This is a genomic window from Actinomycetota bacterium (genome assembly GCA_018334075.1).
In the GTDB taxonomy this organism is placed as follows: domain Bacteria; phylum Actinomycetota; class Coriobacteriia; order Anaerosomatales; family UBA912; genus JAGXSC01.
Genome location: JAGXSC010000022.1, coordinates 1 through 22,304 on the forward strand (window position 1 = coordinate 1; position 22,304 = coordinate 22,304).

The following is a 22,304-nucleotide window of genomic DNA, read 5'->3' on the forward strand; positions in this document are numbered from 1 at the left end:
TGAGCTGGCCAGGGAGCATTCTTTACCCCAAGAGGTCATCGACATCATTCGCCAGCATCACGGGACTTCACTCGTAAGCTACTTCTACTCGAAGGCCGCCGAGGGGAATACTCCGGTGTATGAAGCTGATTTCCGCTACGACGGAGATGCGCCTCACTCCAGGGAGGCCGCACTGGTGATGCTTGCGGATTGCGCTGAAGCTTCGGTCAGGGCGCTCAGGAAGCCTACGGCGATCAGGGTTGAGAACGCCGTGAGAAGGGTGATCGAGAATAAGGTTGCAGATGGGCAGCTGACTAACTCAACACTTACGCTGGCAGACATTGAGAGCGTGATCCAAGTCTATACAAAGGTCTTAAAGGCCATAAATCATTCCAGGGTCGAGTACTATGAGCCACTGACGGTGAGGTCGGAGTATGCAGATAAGAGTCGTGAGTCATCGAGAGCCTGAACCGCTGGATCTCTCGGCGTTCGAGCACCTTGCGCGCTTCGTGTTGTCGCGCGAGGAGGTCACTGAAAGTGTAGAATTGTCCATCGCGATAGTTGATAACGACGAAATGGCGACCCTCAGTGAGCGATACAGGGGAAAAGCCGGCCCGACAGACGTTCTCGCGTTTAGCTGTGACGATCCGTGTCCTATCGATAGTGACACTCCCGTCACGTTGGGCGATGTCGTGATTGCGCCGGTTGTGGCCGAGGCCCAGGCGGTTGAGCTGGGACACACTGTGGAGCAGGAGCTGAATCTACTGCTCGTCCACGGGGTGCTGCACCTTCTCGGATATGATCACGAGGATGATGAAGCCGCAGCTGTGATGCAGCAGCGCGAGCGTGAACTTCTCGACGCCTATTCGCGAGCAGAGGGCTGGTAGCGCAAAACGTGAAAAGCGGTTCTTTGTTATGGAGCTTCAACTACGCAATCGCGGGCATCGTGTACGCGCTGCGGACACAGCGAAATATGCGTTTGCACTTCCTTGCCGCGGCGGTGATATTGTTTGCCGCACTGGCCCTGGGTGTTTCCCGTCTTGAGCTGATAGGCCTCGTGCTGGTTATAGCACTGGTGATGGCCACCGAGTTGATCAATACCGCCATCGAGGCTGCGATCGACATTTCGATTCAAGGGTTCGATCCCCTGGCAAAGATCGCAAAGGATGTAGCTGCTGGAGCCGTATTCATCTCCAGCCTTGCAGCGGTGGCGATTGGGTATCTTGTATTCTTCAATCGTATAGCGCTTGCGATGGACGCGAACTTTCATATCGTAAAGCAGGCCCCGGTGCACCTTACGGTTATCGCTCTTTCACTGACCAGTCTGGCCGTACTCGCTGTCAAGGCGATCAGAAAAGAGGACAACTACCTTCGCGGTGGTTGGCCAAGCGGACACACGGCGCTTGCGGCTTCAGCGGCATCGGCGATTACCTACCTGACCCTTAGCGGCAGCATCGGTCTCATGGCGTTTTTTGTGGCCGCGCTGGTCGCCCAGAGCCGGGTTGAGGCAGGCGCTCACACAATAGCGCAGGTAGTTTTTGGAGCTTTCATCGGCTTGCTCATGACAACACTTGTTTTTCAGGTATTTTGGCTGTGAATACGGGAGAGGCTTTAGCCTAGTGGAAACGTTCTTATGGATTCTTGTAGCGCTTGTCATATCGTTGATTGCCGCTGTTATGGCCGCCGAGGAGGCTGCGGGCTCCTTGCTCTCCTCAGGCAGATTGATGCGACTTGCCGAGACTGAGCGTGCGGGTGCTCAAGCTCTGTCCGAGCTACTCGCCAAGCCCGAGAGGCTCAGAGCGGTAACAGCGCTCACATCCGGCGCGGCGTACGCAGTCGTGGGCATCGCATCCTCGGCATTTCTGATCGACAACGTGAACCTCGCGCCACTTCCAGGCATGTTGCTTGGGGCTTTGCTCTCAATTGTGCTTGTGTTCTCTTTGGTTCAGACACTGCCCCGAACGATTGCGGTCCAAAATCCCGAAGACGTCGCCCTGGGGCTTGCTACCATCGCTTCACGCGCAGTGATCGTCCTTAGAATTCCCGTGAGCCTGCTTGATTGGCCCTGGAGACGTTTTATGGAACTTGTTATCAAGGATCGCTCGGTCAGGCCTGCGTGGCAATCGGACTCTGACGCCCGTAGCCTCAACTCCGATGAGCTGCAAAGTGAGCTTGAAGTAGCCGAGGAAGCGCTTCTCGTAGCCGTCAGCGATTTTACCGAGAAAGTGGTTCGGGAGATAATGGTTCCGCGCACGGATATGACCTGCTTGCCCGACTCCGCCACTGCTCAGGATGCAGTCGAGATGGTTCAGCGCTACGGGTACTCGCGATTGCCCCTGTTTCACGATACTCTCGATGACATCAGGGGTGTTGTGTACGCAAAGGACCTGCTGCCTGCGATTTTGAAGGACCCGACAGTCTCTCCGGCCACGCTTGCTCGCAAAGCGTACTTTGTCCCGGAGACAAAGCCGGTTCAACAGCTTCTCGTGGAGATGAGGGATCGCACTCACATCGCGATCGTCGCGGATGAGTACGGAGGAACAGCTGGTCTCGTTACTATCGAGGATCTGCTCGAAGAGATCGTCGGCGAGATTCAAGATGAGTACGACTGGGAAAAGCCCCTGGTAGATGAGCTGGATGACGGGAGTTATCGTGTTGATGCCCGGCTGCCAGTAGATGATCTGAACGAAATGTTCGGTACCGCTGTTGAGTTTGAGTCTGACACCGTCGGCGGCGCCGTGATCGAGGTGGCCGGCCGCATTCCCGAGGTTGGAGACGAGGTTGTGATCGAGGGCCTGAAATTCAAGGTCACAGTGGCGCAGGGCACGAGAATTCGGCAGCTTGTCGTAGAGCCTGTAAGGCAAAACAGCGCAAAGGAGAGCGATAATGCGTAATCTGACCCAGCCCGACCTTGCGTTATTGGCTTTTGCCCGTGAGATTCAGGCTAACTCCTACTCTCCATACTCGAGATTTCGTGTAGGGGCGGCTGTCTATGCTGGTGGTGAGATTTTCCAAGGCGTCAATGTTGAAAACGCCGCCTATGGATCTACGCTTTGCGCGGAGAGGTCAGCCCTTACCGCTGCGGTCACTGCAGGATGTACCGAAATCGACGCGGTCGCAATCGTTGGCGATTCGGAGTCACCAACTGTTCCTTGTGGTGCATGTCGGCAGGCGCTAGCCGAGTTCAACCCTGAGATGAGGGTAATCATGGGTGGATGCACCGATGAGGTAATGGTTATGTCACTTGACGAGCTGCTACCCGAGGCTTTTGTGCGCGGCTACCTCGACCAGGACGAATCGTAGTGTCCCAAGCGGCCCAGGGCTCTCAGGTCAGGAGCGGGTTTGTGGTACTGGCTGGCCGCCCAAACAGCGGAAAGTCGACTCTGATTAACGCTGCCGCCGGAGCTAAGGTCGCTATCGTTTCCGATCGACCACAAACCACGCGTCGAAGACTTCGTGCGGTAATCGATCGGGACGACGCTCAGCTCGTTCTTGTCGATACGCCGGGGATACACAAGCCCAAAGATGTTCTCGGCGAGAGGCTCAACAAGGCTGCCGCCGGAGCGATTCTTGATGCGGATATGGTCTGCCTGGTAATCGACGCTTCCCAGCCGGTTGGTCGTGGAGATGAGTGGGTCGTGCGCTATCTGCGGCATAGCAACGCGCCGAGCAAGCTGCTTGTGATCACGAAGATAGATCTGGTCGACAGCACTGTTGTTCAGAAGCAGACAGAGGCAGCCATGAAGCTGTTGCCATTCGACAACGTCATTGCGGTATCGGCAGTCACCGGCTTCAATGTCGAGGGTCTTGTAAAGCTGATGATCGATGCCTTGCCGCATGGGCCTAGATATTTCCCCAGGGATATGGCATCCGATCAGTCTGTCGATATGATGATCTCCGAGTTCATCAGGGAGAAGGTGATTCGTTTTACCTTCGACGAGGTTCCGCACGCAATTGGCGTACATCTCGAAGACTACTTTGAGAATACCGAGAACAACGTCTCTACCGTGGAGGCGGTTATCTATGTGGAGCGGGAGTCGCAAAAGGGCATCCTCATCGGCAAGCAGGGACACAATATCAAGAGGATTGGAACTGAGGCGCGCATGGATTTGGAGCGGCTATTGGGCACGAAGGTTTTCTTGGACCTGAAGGTCAAGGTCAAAAAGGATTGGCGCAGGGACTCCGCGCAGATTCGAAGGTTCGGGTACGGTGAGGATTCATGAGCTCGATAACTTTGGAGGCGCTGACCTCGGCGATCGATCAGACACTGCTGAGGCCCGTCGATGGACTCGCCTTTGGGACCTCGTGGCTTGAGCGCAACGCCGAGATGGGCTTCGCCGCGCTTTGCGTGCCGCCTTTCCTCGTGCCTGCCGCCGCCCGGATTCTTAGCGGCTCGGCTACGCAAGTTTGCAGCGTATGCGCATTTCCGCTGGGGTATGCCCTTCAGGCGACTAAGGCCGAGGAAGCCCGGCAGCTGGTGCTCGCAGGTGCTACCGAGGTGGACGTCGTCATCAACCTCGGAGCGCTGATCGAAGGCGATGACGATTATGTGCTGACCGACTTGAGGTCGGTTGTAGAGGCCGTTGCCTCGGCTTCCGGCGACTCGGCCATCGTGAAGGTCATTCTCGAGACCGGATACCTTACCGCCGAGCAGATCGTTCGTGGAAGCAGGCTCACGGTAGAGGCAGGCGCACACTTCGTGAAGACCTCCACGGGATTTGGGCCGCGGGGGGCAAGCGTCGATGACGTCAGGACGATGCGTGAGGCCGTCGGTGAGCACGTCGGAGTCAAGGCATCCGGAGGTATACGTGACCTCGAAACCGCGCTTGAGATGCTGGAAGCGGGCGCTAACCGCCTCGGCACATCTTCGGGTGATGCTATCGTGGCGGCGTTTCGTGAGCGTTTAGGATAAGACGAGCCGATCGCGATGGCTACTTACACCTTGAGGGCCCTGGTGCTGAAAAAGGTAAAACTCGGCGAGATGGATGTGATCGTCTCATTCCTCTCTGGCGAGGGAAAACATCTCCGTGCGGTCGCGAAAGGGATGCGAAAGCCCGGTTCGCGGATTGGTGGCCGACTCGAGCCTTATGGAGTCGTTGACCTGCTAGTTCGCACCGGTCGAACTCTTGACACCATTGTCGAGGTCGAAGCTGTTCGCACGCGCGCCGCAATCTTCGCCGAGTATGAGCGCAGCGTGACGGCATCGGTGGTGGTGGATGTCGTCGATAAACTGTCGGTAGAGGGGCAGGTAGAGCCGAGAATCTTTGGTCTTGCCGACGCCACTCTCGAAGCTCTTGAAGGCGCTCCAGCTGGAAAGCTCCAGATAATCCTCGTTGGCTTTCTGGTAAAAGCCATGGCGATGCATGGCTGTCGGCCGGTTTTTGATCGCTGCGCCTGTTGCTCCAGGCCGTCTACGCACGCGGCGGCCAAGCGATTTTCGCTCTCCGAGGGCGGAACTATCTGCCCAAATTGCAAGGACACGGCAGAGCACTCTATGACAGCCTCAGGTGAGGCGTGTGTTCTTCTCGGCGAGCTGCTCTACAAGACGATGGCCGAGATAGCCGCCGATTCAGACACCACCTCCGAGCGCGTGGTCGCCGAAGCGCTCGCATTGATGCACGCTTTTGTAAGGCACCATCTTTCAGCGAGATTGCGGGCGCTGGACTTGTACCGAGAGATTATGTGATGGCATCGACGGAGCTCCATCAACCGGAGGTCAGAAAAGCCCTGGAAATCCCGGTCACTGTGACGCAGAAGGGGTACAGGGCGGTGTTGTTCGCGCTCGCGCTTCGGAAATTACGCTTCGTGCTTCCGATCATGGCCTTTTTTGCCTTTGCGGCGCTTGCCACGGGCGGGCAACGGTATCCGCTGTTGATGATGGCAGGTCTCATCGGCGTTATTGCTTTCGTGTGGTTTTATGTCAACTGGGCGTCGGGCTCGCCCACCCACAAAGACGTTTATCTTCCGGTCAACTATCGCTTCTCAGACGACGGAGTCGTGTATGACAGCGCCCTGGGGGCCGGCATCATACCGTGGGAGCGCATCCGGCGATGGAGGTTTCTCGCATCACACTATCTGCTCTATACGGATAGCTCGGCTTTTCTGTTGCTTCCGGCGTCAGCTTTGCCCGAGGCGGAGAAGGGCGCATTCGAGGCCTTGCTTGCCGAGAAGATCCGAAAACGAGCTTTCTGGCGCCCGTTTTCCGGGGGCGTGCGTTGACCGAAGGCCTCCGCTTCGATAGCATCAGTCGCACTTTACAGGCCGCGACGTGTTCGATTACGGCCCTTTTGCCCGAGCTGCTTGATGGGAGCCGCCAACGATGCCCGGCATGACATTTCAAGACATCATTCTGGCGCTATCGCGCTACTGGGCCGATCGTGGCTGTGTTGTGTTGCAGCCGTACGACAGCGAGGTCGGAGCGGGAACGTTCCATCCCGCCACGACGTTGAGAACTTTGGATCCCCGGCCCTGGCGTGTCGCCTACGTCCAGCCTTCGCGTCGTCCCACCGATGGTCGCTACGGGGACAACCCCAATCGTTTGCAGCACTACTATCAATTCCAAGTCATATTGATGCCTTCTCCAGATGACGTTTTGGATCAGTACTTCGGCTCGCTGCAATCGATCGGGATAGATCCGGCAAAGCACGACGTCAGGCTAGTAGAAGATGACTGGGAAAGCCCTACGCTAGGCGCATGGGGGCTGGGTTGGGAGGTCTGGCTCGACGGTATGGAGGTCACACAGTTTACCTACTTCCAGCAGGTAGGAGGCTTTGATTGCCGACCTGTTCCCGCGGAGATCACTTACGGCCTGGAGCGGCTCGCTATGTACATCCAGGGCGTGGATAGCGTGTTTGACATCGTTTGGTGTGTAGGCCCTGACGGCGCGAAGTACACATACGGAGATGTATTTCTCGAAAACGAGAGGCAGTACTCCCGACACAACTTTGAGCTCGCGGACATCGATATGCTCTATGCCCTTTTTGACACCTACGAGGCTGAGTGCAAGCGCTTGTTGCAAAGTGGCGTTGTCCTTCCCGCATATGACTATGTCCTAAAGTGTTCTCACGCCTTCAACTTGCTCGATGCTCGAGGTGCGATCGCGGTAACCGAGCGCGTCGGGTTTATCTTGCGTGTTCGAGCCTTGGCGAAGGCCTGTTGTGAGCTTTACGTGAGTAAGCTACAGGACGGTGGCGATGAGGCTTCACTTTCGGCCGCAGCCACAAAAGGCGGGGAGGCCCTGTGAGCGAGACGTTGCTCTTTGAAATCGGCGTCGAGGAGATGCCATCGGCTGCGCTATACGCAGCCGTCGAACAGCTGAAAACCGATGCGAGCCAGGCCTTTTTGGACGCCAGGCTGGACTTCGATTTGCTGGAGACATTCGGTTCTCCTCGGCGGCTAGTCTTGCGGGTTGAGCGTCTCGGCGGCGAGCAAAAAGACCTGGTGCTTGAGGTAAGAGGCCCTGCGGTCAAGGTGGCATTCGATGCCGCAGGTGATCCGACACCGGCCGCAAAGGGCTTTGCGGCCTCTCGCGGTGTTGACGTTGAGAGCCTGGTAAGGAAGTCCGATGCCGGCGGAGAGTATCTTTGGGCCTCGATCGAGGAGAAAGGTCGCGCCGCTAAAGAGGTCCTCCCGGGACTTCTCGCCATGCTCACGGAGGGCCTATCGTGGCCCAAAACGCAGCGATGGGGCGACGGTGAAGCTAGGTTCATTCGCCCGGTAAGGTGGCTTTTGGCGCTTTACGGCAGTGAAGTGGTGCCGGTGAAGTTTGCCGGTGTCGTCGCTGGAAGATACACCCAGGCGCATCGCTTTATCGGCTCCCGGCGCATACTGGAGCTGACTCATGCCGATGAGTACGCATCGATCGTCGCTGAAGCCGGAATTATCTACGATGCCGCCGAAAGGTCGCGAATCATCTTGGAAGGCGTCAACTCGCTTCTCGCCGTCGAAAAGTTTCGCCCCGTGATGCCAAAGAGGACTTTCGCCGAGGTCGTAAATCTCGTCGAATCTCCAACCGTTGGGCTCGGAAGCTTCGACGAAGAGTTCCTGCAGGTACCGCGCGAGGTTCTCGAATCGGCGATGACCAAGCATCAAAGGTACTTTCCGGTGGAGAGCTCCGATGGGCGGCTGGTAAACAGGTTTCTGGTGGTCCACAATGGCGATCCCTCACTTACCGACCAAATAGTTCACGGGCACGAGCGAGTCATAAGGGCCCGACTCGCCGACGCGTCCTTCTTCTTCTCGGAGGATCTTGCCTTTTCGAACGAAGCCCGTGTGGCAAAGCTGTCCCGGAGTGTTTTTCACGAAAAACTCGGCACTCTTGGCGATAAGGTCAATCGAATCGAGCTGCTTGTCAAAAAGCTGGCCGCCCTTCATGGCGCCGATGAAATTGAAGCATCCGACGCTCTTAGGGCTGCGCACCTGGCCAAGACCGACCTCGTTAGCCAGGTTGTCATTGAGTTTCCCGACTTGCAGGGAGTAATGGGCTATCACTATGCGTTAGCCGCCGGCGAAACGAGTGGTGTCGCGCTGGCGATACGCGAGCACTACCAGCCTCGATTCGCCAATGACGTCTTGCCATCTACCGCCGCAGGTATGCTGGTGTCCGCCGCAGACAAGCTCGACACACTCGCCGGCATCTTCGCTATCGGCCAAGGCCCGACCGGCTCCTCGGATCCGTATGCGCTAAGGCGAGGCGCCATCGGCGTTCTGACGATGCTTCTCACAGGCAACTTGCGAATCCCGCTCGACGAAGCGATCGCGTCAGCTCTTGCCGGTTACGGGAAACTGCTACCAGGTCTTGATGCGGACGCGACTCAATCTCACATCGGCGAGTTTGTAGCCGGCAGACTTGAGATAATGCTTCGCGATCGCAATCATGCATACGATACGGTCGCAGCGGTTCTCGCTGTGGCTGCCAGCGACCCCGCTGATGCGCTGGCGCGCTGCGAGGCGTTGACTGCTGCTAGAGCGGCTGGAGCTGAAACTTTCGAAAACCTCTCGGTCGCATTTACCCGCGCGAAGAACCTGTCCAAACCCGAGCTAAGCACCGAATGTCAGGTACATCTCATGACCGCCGAGGAACGATTGCTGGCGGACGCGCTGACATCCGCCGAATCCAAGGCGACCGCGGCGTTTATTTCACGAGACTACAGGGCCGTGCTGGAAATACTTTCGTCTCTTCGTGAGCCCATCGATGTGTTTTTCGACACCGTCCTTGTCATGGATCCCGACGAAGCGTTGAGGAACAATCGTCTCAAACTTCTCAATAGATTTGTGGCGCTCTTTCTCAGGTTCGCGGACCTCTCCAGGTTGGCCGGTTAGATCGATGCACACAGAAATCATCTCCATCCATGTTTTGTCCGACTCTTTGGGTGAGACTGGAGAGATGGTTGCTCGCGCCGTGATAGCGCAGTTTGCGTCGGAGGGCTTTCGTATCGAGCGTCTTCCAAAGGTTCAGACAGCGGAAGAACTAAATGAGCTCGTCAGGGCTCACTGCGGCAGGCATTGCATCTTTTTTTACACCCTTGTCGAGGACTCTTTGCGTAAAGAGATGGAGCGATTGTGCACCCAGGGAGTAAACGGCGTGGACATTCTCGGTCCGGCGGTCTCGCTGCTATCCAGGGTCACTGGCATCTCTGCGACGGGGGAGGCCGGGGCGATGCACCGTACCGACGAGGACTACTTCGCGCGAATCGAGGCCATGGAGTTCGCTGTCAGCCACGATGACGGGCGCAATCCGGAAGGTCTTATCAACGCTGATATCGTCCTTATCGGCGTTTCCCGCACCAGCAAGACGCCGCTGGCGATGTATCTGGCCTTCAAAGGCTGGCGAGTCGCCAATGTTCCGCTGGCTTCAGGGCTGGAGCCGCCTCCTCAGCTTTACGAGCTTGATCCTCGGCGTGTTTTCGGGCTTGTTACAGACCCCGACCTGCTCGTCGATATACGCAGGGAGCGCATGTTCGACCTCGGCGCCTGGGTTCCCGGCTACTCCGAGAGGGAAGCTGTGATCGCCGAGCTCGAGGAGGCCCGAGCGCTTATGCGCAAGATTGGCTGTATAGTCATACACACTGATAATAGGGCTGTGGAAGAGGCCGCACAGGAGATAATTCGATATGTCCGGGGCGGGTTGATGACATCCGACTGACCGTGCTGATGCCATATTCTGCGTTTTTTGCTAAGTTATCACTTTGTCTGAAACGCCAGGCCGCCGTGTAATCGAGAGAGGGAGAACAAGTTGTCTGACGTCAAGAGGGTTTATTCTTTCGGTGGAGGAAGCACCGAGGGGAACAGGGAAATGAAGAACATCCTGGGCGGCAAGGGCGCGAATCTCGCCGAGATGGCGAACATGGGGCTGCCTGTCCCACCGGGATTCACCATTACCTGCCAGGCCTGCATGGAGTTTTACGCCTCGCAGCCCCCGGCGTTCCCATCGGGGCTTGTCGAAGATATATTCGCTTATATGTCAGACCTTGAGTCGAAGATGGGCAAGAGGCTTGGCGACCCAGCGGATCCGTTGCTTGTCTCCGTCCGCAGCGGCTCTCCATTTTCGATGCCGGGAATGATGGACACAGTTTTGAACCTGGGCCTTACCGATCTTTCGGTCCAAGGTCTTATTGCACATACGGGCGACCCCCGTTTCGCGTACGACAGTTATCGCCGCTTCGTTCAGATGTTTTCAAAGGTAGTGCTCGATGTCGAGGGCGACCTGTTTGAAAACGCGATCAGCAGTATGAAGATGGATCGTGGCGCAAAAAGTGATGCTGAGCTTAGCGCAGAAGATATGGCCGAGTTGGTCGAAGTTTTCAAGAAAATCGTCTCCGAGCACGTCTCGGCGGTTGAATATCCGCAGCTCGCGGTCGATGGGACAGTGCTCTTTCCGCAAGACGTGAATACCCAGCTGCTCCTCGCGATCGAGGCCGTTTTCAAGAGCTGGAACAACAGACGCGCCATAGACTACCGCCGATTGGAGCAGATCAGCGATGATCTAGGAACAGCAGTCAACGTCCAGGCTATGGTTTTTGGCAATAAGGGTCAGACCAGCGCCACGGGAGTAGCGTTCACCAGAAACCCTGCCGATGGCACCAAGGAGTACTACGGCGACTACCTGGTCAACGCGCAAGGTGAGGATGTAGTGGCCGGTATCAGGGTCACCGATCCTCTTGCCGAGCTGCCATCCAGGTTGCCTGAAGCCGGAGAGCAGCTGTGGAAGGTATTTGAGACCTTAGAGAATCACTATCGCGACATGTGCGATATCGAGTTCACCATTGAGCAGGGCACGCTGTGGATGCTTCAAACAAGGGTCGGTAAGCGAACGGCACTTGCCGCGCTAAAGATAGCGGTTGATATGGTCGAGGAGGGCCTGATCACCAAAGAAGAGGCTATTTTGCGGATCAACGCCGCCCAACTCGACCAGCTTTTGCATCCACAGTTCGATGCAAGCGTCACATACGACGTTCTGGTCAAAGGGCTAAACGCATCACCTGGGGCCGCTGTAGGAGAAGTGGTTTTCTCGGCGGATGAAGCGGTGGATGCCGCCGCTGCCGGACGTAAGGTGATATTGGTGCGCTGGGAAACCACCCCCGATGACCTGCACGGCATGATCGCGGCTCAAGGAATCCTGACCTCGCACGGCGGCAAGACCTCGCATGCGGCTGTTGTGGCTCGCGGCATGGGCAAGCCCTGCGTTTGTGGCGCCGAAGGAGTCAGAATCGATGCCGAACACGGTCAGGCCACTATCACAGGCACCGATGTGGTGCTAAAAAGCGGGGATGTAATCTCGCTGGATGGCACGACAGGTATCGTAGTGCTGGGCTCGGTTCCTCTTATCGAGCCGGAGATCAGCGGAGACTTCGATACGATACTTGCCTGGGCGGACGAGTTTCGCACCACGGGCGTTCGCGCCAATGCGGATACTCCTGATGATGCGGCGCTGGGCAGAGAGTTCGGAGCCGCTGGTATCGGACTGTGCCGCACCGAGCACATGTTCCTCGGCGAGAGAAAGAATATCCTGCAGAACTTCATCCTTGCCGACAGTCGCGCGGCTAGGGACAAAGCCCTTGCTGAGCTACTCGAAGCGCAGACAGGCGACTTCCTGGGCATCTTTGCTGCCATGGATGGACTGCCGGTCACGGTTAGGCTGCTCGATCCGCCGCTGCACGAGTTTTTGGATTCCCCACGCGAGCTTGAGGTGGAAATAGTCAGGGCCGAGTGCAATGGCGCCTCTCAGGCTGAGCTCGCCGAGCGACGCAAGCTTCTGTCGCAAATCGATGCCATGGCCGAGATGAACCCGATGCTCGGGCTACGCGGCTGCAGGCTGGGGATAATGTTTCCCGAGCTCTACGCGATGCAGGTACGCGCAATCACAGCTGCGGCATGTCAGCTCAAGCGCGACGGGAAAGACCCTCAGCCAGAGATCATGATTCCATTGGTGTGCCTCGAGGCCGAGCTTGCAATCTTGCGTGCAGAAGCCGAGAAGGTCATCGCTGAGGTTTCCTCAAGCTTTGGGGTGTCGGTAGATATTGCGATCGGCACGATGATCGAGCTTCCCCGCGCGGCGATTATGTCCAGGGATATTGCTACCCACGCCGATTTCTTCTCTTACGGCACGAACGATCTGACTCAGACGGCCTTTGGTTTTTCGCGCGATGACATCGAATCCAAGTTTCTGCCCAAATACCTTGATCGCAAGGTGTTGATGAAGAATCCATTTGAGACGATAGATGCTGGTGTCGCTAAACTTGTGGAGATGGGGTGTGCGGGAGGAAGAGCGGTAAATCCCGGGCTCAAGCTGGGTGTTTGCGGCGAGCATGGCGGTGATCCCGAAAGCGTGAAGATATTTTACGGTCTCGGCCTAGACTATGTTTCCTGCTCACCTTACAGGATTCCACTGGCACGGCTTGCGGCTGCTCAAGCTGCACTGTCGGACATTCGCGGCAAAGTCGGATAACAGGTAAGAATGTTTGCAACATTTTGTCTATCGGCCGAGGTGATTAGGCGATATATTGGGCTCTAGCCGATAAGGCAGAGCATTTGGTCAATCTAATAACGTTTTGGTGCGGAGTGTGCATGGGGAGGACAAAACTCTTCCAGGAACCGAGGTCGCCCCTGATACAGGGGCACTCCCGCTCGCGCCGGAAATTCTTTCAGGAGTGGGTTTTTGCGGTTTCCGGCGGAGTTGCGGCTATTGTCTTGCTCTCTGTGGTCGAGCGGTTCTTCGGTAATGGGGAAGCCGCTACCTTTGGCGCGACTCTCGGACTTGTTCTGGACCAACTGGTCTCAGATGGGCTGATGCTTTTGGCGGCCTCTGGATTTGCGACGTTAGGAGTCTGGCTGGCCAGGCGTATGGGCTGGTGGCGCCCCTGGATAGCGGGAGCCGTCGTGTCATTCGCTTCCTTCATAATCATCAGAGGAATCGTCAACTGAAGGAGTTACGCAGCATTCGATGAGCTTGATAACCAGAGAACAATATGAAGCCGAAGAGAAGAACAGGTTGCAAAAGCACGCAACCCTTTCCTCGGCCACGAAGGGACGCGAGCACGCAAGCAGGCTCGATCCATACCGCACTGAGTTTCAAAGAGACCGGGATCGGATAATTCACTGCAAGGCCTTCAGGCGACTTTCGCACAAAACGCAGGTGTTTTTGTCGCCCGAGGGAGATCACTATCGTACGCGCCTCACTCACACCTTGGAGGTGGCTCAGATCGCGAGGTCTGTGGCTCGGGCACTGCGCCTCAACGAAGATCTGACCGAGGCGATCGCTCTTGGTCACGACCTCGGGCATACCCCATTTGGTCACATTGGTGAGGAAGCTCTGGCAGAGTGTTTGGCCGAGCTTGGCGATTCATACCCCGGGGCTCCACTGAAGTACAGACATAACCTGCAATCTCTCCGCGTTGTCGAGTCACTCGAGTACGACGGCAAGGGGCTCAACCTGACTTGGGAGGTGCGTGACGGGATCGCCAATCACAGTGGTGACCTGAAGGCTGCCACCTTGGAGGGTCAGATTGTCGCTATAGCCGATAGGATCGCGTACATAAACCACGATATCGACGACGCTATCAGGGGGAAGGTTTTGTCCGAAAGAGATCTCCCCAAGCATCTCACCGAGATCTTGGGAAGCAGACATGATTCGCGTATCACCACAATGGTCAACGCCCTGATGGAAGCGAGTGATGGTGCGACAGAGATCCGGATGACCCAGGATGTTTGGGACGCGCTTGTGGAGCTTCGGGAGTGGCTTTTTGCTAACGTATATCTGTCAGGCAAGGCAAAAAGCGAAGAGCCGAAGGCGCATGGCGTAGTCCAGGCGCTCTTCCGGCACTACATGAAGGACCCCGATATGCTGCCGGCGGAGTATCGCCCAGCGAGCGTCGCCTCGCTCCCGCAGGCTGTAGTCGATTACGTCTCAGGCATGACCGATCGGTTCGCTTTGAGGCAGTTCGAAAGCCATTTCATGCCGAAGAATTGGATGTTTTAGCTCGTGCGTGCTCACCTTGCTGTTGCCGCCGCCGAGATGTTCACATAGAATCACCGAAGTGTTTCCACGATTGCGTCGCGGAAGGAGAGTCTACTAAATGGCAGATTGGATCGGCTGGTTAGCTCCTGCAGCCTCCCTGGTTGGCATCATTGTGGCCGTTACTCTGGCTACATGGGTGCTCAAGCAGGATCCGGGCAACGAGAAGATGCAGGGAATCTCCAAGGCTATCCAAGAAGGGGCGCTCGCGTTTCTTCTCAGGGAGTACAAAGTCTTGGCCGTGTTCGCGATTGTAGTTGCAATCATCATCGTAATAGTTCCGGCGATGCCACCTCTAACCGCCGCAGCGTTTCTTTCAGGCGCCATTCTTTCGGCGGGCGCAGGATATTTTGGCATGTACGTGGCGACCCGTGCGAACTCACGTACCGCACAAGCGGCAACCGGAGGAATCCACAAAGCACTTCAGGTCGCTTTTCGCTCAGGACTTACGATGGGTCTTGCCGTGGCCTCATTTGGGCTTGGCGGCTTGAGCCTGTGGATACTTTTCCTTGTACTAAATGGTGGTGAGACTCCTCAAATCGAGGTGGTCAACGGATTTGCCATGGGCGCCAGCTCCATCGCGCTTTTCGCTCGTGTTGGTGGCGGAATATATACCAAGGCCGCCGATGTCGGCGCCGATTTGGTTGGAAAGGTAGAAGCCGGAATTCCCGAGGACGACCCACGAAACCCGGCGGTTATCGCCGATAACGTGGGCGACAATGTTGGCGATGTGGCCGGTATGGGTGCTGACCTTTTCGAATCTTTCGTTGGATCGATCATCGCTCCGGTTGTTTTGGCAGTAACACTTTGGGGCGTGGTCTACGGGTATGATTCAATCGACTTTATATACGGCGCCACCGTTCCGATTCTGATCGCTGCATTCGGGATCATTACTTCGATAATTGGCTTGTTTGCGGTGAGGGCTAAAGAGGGCGCAAATCTCCATAATGCGCTTAACATGGGTACCTATGTTGCCGCTTTCCTGCAGGTAGGCGCTATGGGGTTCCTTTTCTGGCACTGGTCGACGCGGGAAGGCTCCGACCCCGCGCGCATGTGGTTTTTCGCCGCGGTTCTCGCGGGACTTGTCGCCGGAATCGCAATCGGCAAGATCACCGAATACTTTTGCTCGGACCACTATTCGCCGACTAGAGCCATCGCTAAGGCCTCCGAGACTGGTGTCGCGACCAATATCATTTCAGGTCTCAGCACCGGCATGATGTCGACCGCCGCGCCGATTATGGTCGTGGTTGCCGGTATCCTAGTCTCCTTTCTGGCTGGTAATGCCGCCTATCAGGGAGTCGAAATTGCGGGAGTCGCCGTTGGAGGCGGCATCTACGGTATCGGTCTTGCCGCCCTAGGAATGCTCTCGATCATCGCTATTACTGTTGGTGTCGACGCATACGGCCCGGTTGCTGACAATGCCGGCGGTATCGCCGAGATGGCGCACATGGGCGCTCCTATCCGCAAGATCACAGACACCCTGGACAGCGTCGGAAACACGACGGCGGCTATCGCCAAGGGTTTCGCTATCGGATCAGCAGGTTTGACCGCTCTGGCGCTCTTTGTCGCCTTCCGAACTCAGATTGAGGCTGGTGGAGTCGACATCAACATGGGCCTCGATAATCCATACGTCATTATCGGATTGTTTATCGGAGGTATGCTTCCGTTCCTGTTCGGCGCGTTGACCATGGGCGCGGTCGGCAGAGCTGCCTTTGCGATGATCGCCGAAGTACGCCGTCAATTCAGGGAGATTCCTGGAATCATGGAAGGGACAGGGCGCCCCGATTATGCCGCTTGCGTTGATATCTCAACTAAGGCTTCTTTGAGGGAGATGGTGGCTCCTGGGGTCATTGCCATAGCGGCCCCGATTGTTGTGGGTGCGATTTCCGTCGACATGCTCTCGGGACTTCTCGCCGGTTCTCTGGTGACAGGCTTCCTGCTCGCCATTTTCATGGCGAACGCCGGCGGCGCGTGGGACAATGCCAAAAAGTACATTGAGGCCGGCAATCATGGCGGAAAAGGCTCTGAGGCCCATAAGGCGGCGGTTGCCGGTGACACGGTAGGCGATCCGTTCAAGGACACCTCTGGCCCATCGATGAATATTCTTATCAAGTTGATGGCCATCGTAAGCCTCGTTTTTGTCCCACTGTTCATCTCGCTTGGTGGCGGGATAGTAGGGTAGTGTCTGACAGTTTTCTCAAATAGAACGAGGGAGGTTTCGCATGGCTCGCTACTCTGAAGAGGACGTAGCGGCTGTGCGGGACGCCACTGATATAGTTGCCCTGGTTTCAGAGTCGGTCTTACTCAAGCAGAAAGGCCGACTCTACTGGGGCAACTGTCCTTTTCATCAAGAGAAAACACCATCGTTCAAGATCGATCCCGCTACCGGTTTGTGGCACTGCTTTGGCTGTGGGGCAGGAGGGGACGTTCTTGGCTTTGTGATGCGCAGGGAGAATTTCGAGTTTCCCGAGGCCCTTCGCTTTCTTGCCGAGCGAGGCAGGGTAGTCATCACCGAACAGGCTGGCGGTGTGCTTCCTGGCGGTCGTCGGGAGCGACTCACGGCGGCCACTGAGGCTGCAGTGACCTTTTATCATCAGGCTCTTCTTACATCGGCTCACAAAAAGGCGGATTCGGCCAGAAAGTATCTGGCCCGGCGAGGATTTCACATCACGACCGCCAAGCGATTCAACTTGGGCTGGGCTGAGGGCGGAAGTGTACTTTGGAGTCATCTGCGGTCACTTGGTTTTTCGCTCGAAGAAGCTGTTGCCGCCAATCTCGTGATCAAATCTGACAGCGGACAGGTCAAGGATCGGTTCTTTGACAGGATCATGTTTCCGATCTACACAATTACCGGACGCCCGGTTGCGTTTGGTGGAAGGGTTCTCGGCAGCGGTGAGCCAAAGTATCTAAATACGGGAGAGACTCCGATATTTTCAAAGTCCCGCCTATTGTACGGGATCGACAAATCCAAAAACGAGATAGTCAAAACCGGCTGCGCGATAGTTGTTGAGGGGTATACCGATGTGATCGCGCTGCATGAAGCGGGGATGAGTAATGCTGTAGCGACCCTGGGTACCGCCCTTACGAGGCATCATGTCAAGCTGCTAGCCCGCTTTAGCAGGCAGATCGTCTATTTGTTCGATGCCGATGATGCCGGTATAAGAGCCGCCGAGAGAGCGTTTGAGTTCATTGATCTTGCCATTAGGCCCGAGCCTGGTGGCGCGACTCTCGATCTCCGCGTAGCGGCTGTGCCAACTGGACAGGATCCTGCCGACTATGTTTCGACCGCAGGCAAGAAAGGTATGGAGGAGCTCGTTGAAAGATCGATCCCACTTATTCAGTTTGTTATCGATCGAAGGCTCGATGCCCACGATATAAGTACCCCCCAAGGTCGCTCGGCCGCGCTCGCGCAGTGTGCGTCGGTATTGGCGACCGTTCGCGGAACACTACTTGCACAGGATTACACAAACTACGTTGCTGATAGATTGCGCACCGACTATAAAGTGGTTGAAAGTGCTGCATCCCGTGCCAAGCCTGCCCTCATTCAGCAGGGCAATGACGTGGTTCAGGAGCTTCCCCCGTCCGAAAGTTCACATCAGGTCCAGGATGTGCGCATCCGAGCTCAGCGGGAGTTTGTGGGGTTGCTAGCTGCCTATCCTGAACTGCGAGTGAAGGCACGGGGTTTGCTATATAGAGAGCTGCTTGACGACCCTATGGCGTTGCGTTTGATCGAAATTGTCTTGGGTTCGGGAGAATCCGTGGGCAAAGAGCTTTACTCTCACGCTGCTTCTGTCGATAAGGAGGCAGCGGATGTGTTGGCCGGACTTGTTATTGCCGCCGCCCAAGTCGAAGAGGCCGATTTCATCGCAGGTCAGTTGTTAAGAAAACTAAAGGAGTTTGCACTTGAGCGTCAAATTATAGTCAAGAAGGCTCAGTTGCATGAAACAGACCCAAAGGTGGATCGAATCAGGTATGATGAGCTATTTCTGGAGATAACCTCACTACAGAAGTACTATTACACATTACGCAGCGAAGAAATCAACCGTGAATACAGGGAAGAGTGGGAGCAGCGTGACCGATTCAGTCAAGAAGTCAGCGATCAAGAATATTTCCAGCCGAGATGAAATCTCAAAACTACCGCAAATAAAATCTCTGACCAAGTCGGGCAAGGCCAAGGGCGGTCTCACCGATGAAGAGATCTCTACAGCTCTAAGCGAGGCGGACTTCACCGAAGAGCAGTTCGATCACGCATACGCTCACTTTCGCGACTCAGGAATAGCGATTCTTGACGACTCTGCGATCGATGTTGTGGTTGATGAGATAGATGTACATCACGATGTTGTGGTTGACGACGATATGCCTGCCGAGGAAAAAGAGCACATCAACATACCGCTTCCCAAGCCGGTAAAGGCAGTGAAGAAGAAGGGCAAGAAGCGCACCGACGCCCTATCTTTGGCTCCCCTGACCGGAGATCCGGTTCGGATGTACCTAAAGGAGATCGGAAAGGTTCCTCTTCTTACGGCGGCACAAGAGATCGATCTTGCTATGAAGATCGAGGCGGGCCTTGAGGCTACAGCGAAGCTGGATCTTTTGGTGGAGCGTGATGCGGCCAGCGATCGCGCTGAAGTAAGGCGCCTTCGTCGTATCGAACAGGTGGGCCTGAACGCCAAACAGCAGCTGGTTGAGGCCAACTTGCGATTGGTGGTTTCAATCGCCAAACGATATGTCGGCCGTGGGATGCTCTTTCTTGATCTGATCCAGGAAGGTAATCTTGGCCTGATCCGCGCAGTCGAAAAATTTGATTACACCAAAGGCTTCAAGTTCTCGACTTATGCAACCTGGTGGATACGACAGGCGATAACAAGGGCTATTGCTGATCAGGCCCGCACCATTCGGATACCCGTTCATATGGTCGAGACCATCAACAAGCTCATAAGGATCCAGCGTGGACTCCTCCAAGAGCTTGGGCGCGAACCTACGCCAGATGAGATAGGCGAGCAGATGGAGATGACTGCCGAGCGCGTAAGGGAGATTCTCAAGATCAGCCAGGAGCCGGTCTCATTGGAGACTCCCATCGGCGAGGAAGAAGACAGCCAGCTTGGCGACTTTATCGAGGACGGTGAAGCTGTTATTCCTCCGGATGCGGCAAGTTTTTCGATGCTGCAGGAGCAGCTGTCGCGAGTTCTCGACGGACTTTCAGAGCGCGAACGCAAGGTGATCGAATTGCGCTTCGGGCTGACTGACGGGCACCCCAGAACCTTGGAAGAGGTCGGCCGAGAGTTTAGCGTAACTCGGGAGAGAATTCGTCAGATCGAGTCGAAAACTTTGTGCAAGCTTCGGCACCCCAGTCGCTCGAACAAGCTCAAGGATTATCTGGAGTAGAAAGCACGCTTTTGATCCCGTCATCTTGAAAAAGGCTGATCGCAGCCACCGCGACGCTTGGATCGTAGCGGGTTGCCACCGTCCTCAGTTACCGGATAAAACGAAGAAATATCCTCAGCCATCGAACTTTTTCCGATGTTGCAAAATAGCTGGAGATCGGCCGTGGGAAATCGATTGCTGAAAATATGTCGTTAGCTCTGCACCCCCACTTTCCCGTTTTTGCCTCGGAGGAGTTTACGTGTCCGTCGATCAGGTTGGTGCCAACCTCTGCGCCAGGCGTAGCCCCGCCATTAGGTGTAGGCGTGGAACATGTGTCCGTCGATCAGGTTGGTGCCAACCTCTGCGCCATAGTTAGTTGGCTGATTGATCGCAGGGAGCGGGTGTGTCCGTCGATCAGGTTGGTGCCAACCTCTGCGCCCCTGAAGAGCCGGAAAAGAAGACACGCAAGAAAAGTGTCCGTCGATCAGGTTGGTGCCAACCTCTGCGCCGTGACAATAAGCGCGCCTGAAGTTTCCTGAACTTCGCGTGTCCGTCGATCAGGTTGGTGCCAACCTCTGCGCCTCCTGTGTCAGCAATCCGATGACATGTACCTTAAGTGTCCGTCGATCAGGTTGGTGCCAACCTCTGCGCCAGGTGTATGTAGGAGAAGATGCTGTCGGACTATGGGTGTCCGTCGATCAGGTTGGTGCCAACCTCTGCGCCAGGCCAAAAATCAGCAAAAAATAACTGCGCATGACCGTGTCCGTCGATCAGGTTGGTGCCAACCTCTGCGCCTGCTGCAGCTTGTGCCCTTGCTGGCGCTCGTCCAGTGTCCGTCGATCAGGTTGGTGCCAACCTCTGCGCCTGCCCTGCTAACAGCTGCCAGGATGCGTGTCCGTGGTGTCCGTCGATCAGGTTGGTGCCAACCTCTGCGCCAATTCAAGCTTTATTCCGCGAAAAGGATATATAGGTGTCCGTCGATCAGGTTGGTGCCAACCTCTGCGCCGTAGCCCAGAGCGTCCCTCTGAATGGATCGCAGTGGTGTCCGTCGATCAGGTTGGTGCCAACCTCTGCACCTTCAATCCCACAAAGCAGGGGTAATACACCAGTCTAGTGTCCGTCGATCAGGTTGGTGCCAACCTCTGCGCCTTTTACTCGAGAGTAAGAGTAAAATGTCAGGTAGGTGTCCGTCGATCAGGTTGGTGCCAACCTCTGCGCCAACGTAGGGATACCGCCCCATCGGGTCGAGACATAGGTGTCCGTCGATCAGGTTGGTGCCAACCTCTGCGCCATATATACTAGAGGGACAAGAAGCAGGCGAATAGTGTCCGTCGATCAGGTTGGTGCCAACCTCTGCGCCTCTGTAATACAGCGGTACCGCTAGGGGTACTCTTGTGTCCGTCGATCAGGTTGGTGCCAACCTCTGCGCCGTCGTAGAGCCGAGGGGCTGGCGAAGTTCCTTGAGTGTCCGTCGATCAGGTTGGTGCCAACCTCTGCGCCAGCGACAGCCGCACCAGTGAGTGACGCAAAGCCGGTGTCCGTCGATCAGGTTGGTGCCAACCTCTGCGCCATGATGCCTGGGCTGAAAATGTCGCTATGCAGCGAGTGTCCGTCGATCAGGTTGGTGCCAACCTCTGCGCCATACCCGGAACCGTTGCGAGCCGCAGAAGGCCGCAGTGTCCGTCGATCAGGTTGGTGCCAACCTCTGCGCCTATAACAGGAGCCGGAGCAGGAACAGCAGCAACACGTGTCCGTCGATCAGGTTGGTGCCAACCTCTGCGCCGATAATGCCATGTAACATGTTGGGGATTGAAGTCGTGTCCGTCGATCAGGTTGGTGCCAACCTCTGCGCCGCCGACCTTGCGCTGATGACAGTGCGGCTGGGGGTGTCCGTCGATCAGGTTGGTGCCAACCTCTGCGCCGTCCTGACCCCGCACTAACCCGCGACTACTAGTAGGTGTCCGTCGATCAGGTTGGTGCCAACCTCTGCGCCACCGGGGTGAGAAGCCGTCGTCCTCGGTCTTGATGAGTGTCCGTCGATCAGGTTGGTGCCAACCTCTGCGCCCCCTGCTCAAGAAGGTCACCGGATACCGGTGGGTCGTGTGTCCGTCGATCAGGTTGGTGCCAACCTCTGCGCCACATCATGGCTATCGTGCTTGCCAAGGCCTATACGTGTCCGTCGATCAGGTTGGTGCCAACCTCTGCGCCACGTGGCACGGTGATGTTACCGTTGGAGTCATGGCGTGTCCGTCGATCAGGTTGGTGCCAACCTCTGCGCCTCCGAGTGCGCGTTCATCCCGCGCTGGCTCGAGGGTGTCCGTCGATCAGGTTGGTGCCAACCTCTGCGCCATCACGGACCGGGGTATTCAGCAGCTCAAGGCGCTGTGTCCGTCGATCAGGTTGGTGCCAACCTCTGCGCCACGAAGAGCCTGCTCGAGGACGAGGCGAACGA

At 56.3% G+C, this 22,304-nt stretch carries 18 protein-coding genes and 1 CRISPR repeat array; all 18 genes read left to right on the forward strand.

Features of this window, described 5'->3' with window-relative positions; translation table 11 throughout:
- Window positions 1–448: phosphohydrolase (locus KGZ89_03495; GenBank protein MBS3973914.1), on the forward strand; the 448-nt coding region annotated here is incomplete at its 5' end.
- Window positions 414–866 carry an rRNA maturation RNase YbeY gene (gene ybeY / locus KGZ89_03500; protein MBS3973915.1) on the forward strand — a complete coding sequence of 151 codons (453 nt, stop codon included), beginning with the start codon at window positions 414–416 and terminating at the stop codon, window positions 864–866. The genes KGZ89_03495 and ybeY, both read left to right, overlap by 35 nt.
- A gap of 8 nt (window positions 867–874) precedes the next feature.
- Complete coding sequence (locus KGZ89_03505; protein MBS3973916.1) at window positions 875–1,576, forward strand: diacylglycerol kinase; 702 nt, start codon at window positions 875–877, stop codon at window positions 1,574–1,576.
- 22 nt (window positions 1,577–1,598) lie between these two features.
- Complete coding sequence (locus KGZ89_03510) at window positions 1,599–2,873, forward strand: HlyC/CorC family transporter (protein ID MBS3973917.1); 1,275 nt, start codon at window positions 1,599–1,601, stop codon at window positions 2,871–2,873.
- A complete protein-coding gene (gene cdd / locus KGZ89_03515) occupies window positions 2,866–3,282 on the forward strand; it encodes a cytidine deaminase (GenBank protein ID MBS3973918.1) in 417 nt (138 codons plus the stop codon). Before KGZ89_03510 ends, cdd begins: the two co-directional genes overlap by 8 nt.
- A complete protein-coding gene (gene era, locus KGZ89_03520) occupies window positions 3,282–4,202 on the forward strand; it encodes a GTPase Era (protein MBS3973919.1) in 921 nt (306 codons plus the stop codon). The genes cdd and era overlap by 1 nt, the downstream gene beginning before the upstream one ends.
- Window positions 4,199–4,891: a deoxyribose-phosphate aldolase gene (deoC, locus tag KGZ89_03525; protein ID MBS3973920.1), complete on the forward strand. Its 693-nt coding sequence runs from the start codon at window positions 4,199–4,201 to the stop codon at window positions 4,889–4,891. The genes era and deoC overlap by 4 nt, the downstream gene beginning before the upstream one ends.
- Before the next feature lie 15 nt (window positions 4,892–4,906).
- The gene (gene recO / locus KGZ89_03530; GenBank protein MBS3973921.1) at window positions 4,907–5,665 is read left to right on the forward strand and encodes a DNA repair protein RecO; all 759 of its coding nucleotides are present in this window, start codon (window positions 4,907–4,909) and stop codon (window positions 5,663–5,665) included.
- Window positions 5,665–6,198, forward strand: a complete 534-nt coding sequence (locus KGZ89_03535; protein ID MBS3973922.1) for a YcxB family protein — start codon at window positions 5,665–5,667, stop codon at window positions 6,196–6,198. Before recO ends, KGZ89_03535 begins: the two co-directional genes overlap by 1 nt.
- Before the next feature lie 109 nt (window positions 6,199–6,307).
- The gene (locus tag KGZ89_03540; protein MBS3973923.1) at window positions 6,308–7,222 is read left to right on the forward strand and encodes a glycine--tRNA ligase subunit alpha; all 915 of its coding nucleotides are present in this window, start codon (window positions 6,308–6,310) and stop codon (window positions 7,220–7,222) included.
- Window positions 7,219–9,300 (forward strand): glycine--tRNA ligase subunit beta, encoded by a 2,082-nt coding sequence (glyS, locus tag KGZ89_03545; GenBank protein MBS3973924.1) that lies wholly within the window; start codon window positions 7,219–7,221, stop codon window positions 9,298–9,300. Before KGZ89_03540 ends, glyS begins: the two co-directional genes overlap by 4 nt.
- 4 nt (window positions 9,301–9,304) lie before the next feature.
- The gene (locus KGZ89_03550) at window positions 9,305–10,123 is read left to right on the forward strand and encodes a kinase/pyrophosphorylase (protein MBS3973925.1); all 819 of its coding nucleotides are present in this window, start codon (window positions 9,305–9,307) and stop codon (window positions 10,121–10,123) included.
- Window positions 10,124–10,213: 90 nt separating this feature from the next.
- On the forward strand, window positions 10,214–12,925 hold the full coding sequence (ppdK, locus tag KGZ89_03555; protein MBS3973926.1) for a pyruvate, phosphate dikinase: 2,712 nt from the start codon (window positions 10,214–10,216) through the stop codon (window positions 12,923–12,925).
- Between the two features lie 119 nt (window positions 12,926–13,044).
- Window positions 13,045–13,401, forward strand: a complete 357-nt coding sequence (locus KGZ89_03560; protein MBS3973927.1) for a hypothetical protein — start codon at window positions 13,045–13,047, stop codon at window positions 13,399–13,401.
- Between the two features lie 19 nt (window positions 13,402–13,420).
- Complete coding sequence (locus tag KGZ89_03565) at window positions 13,421–14,455, forward strand: deoxyguanosinetriphosphate triphosphohydrolase (GenBank protein ID MBS3973928.1); 1,035 nt, start codon at window positions 13,421–13,423, stop codon at window positions 14,453–14,455.
- Window positions 14,456–14,552: 97 nt separating this feature from the next.
- Window positions 14,553–16,673, forward strand: a complete 2,121-nt coding sequence (locus KGZ89_03570) for a sodium-translocating pyrophosphatase (GenBank protein MBS3973929.1) — start codon at window positions 14,553–14,555, stop codon at window positions 16,671–16,673.
- 40 nt (window positions 16,674–16,713) lie between these two features.
- A complete protein-coding gene (gene dnaG, locus KGZ89_03575) occupies window positions 16,714–18,615 on the forward strand; it encodes a DNA primase (GenBank protein MBS3973930.1) in 1,902 nt (633 codons plus the stop codon).
- Window positions 18,599–19,873 carry an RNA polymerase sigma factor RpoD gene (rpoD, locus tag KGZ89_03580; protein MBS3973931.1) on the forward strand — a complete coding sequence of 425 codons (1,275 nt, stop codon included), beginning with the start codon at window positions 18,599–18,601 and terminating at the stop codon, window positions 19,871–19,873. Before dnaG ends, rpoD begins: the two co-directional genes overlap by 17 nt.
- A gap of 238 nt (window positions 19,874–20,111) precedes the next feature.
- A CRISPR array of direct repeats spans window positions 20,112–22,272; the repeat unit is 36 nt; unit sequence GTGTCCGTCGATCAGGTTGGTGCCAACCTCTGCGCC.
- Window positions 22,273–22,304 lie beyond the last annotated feature (32 nt).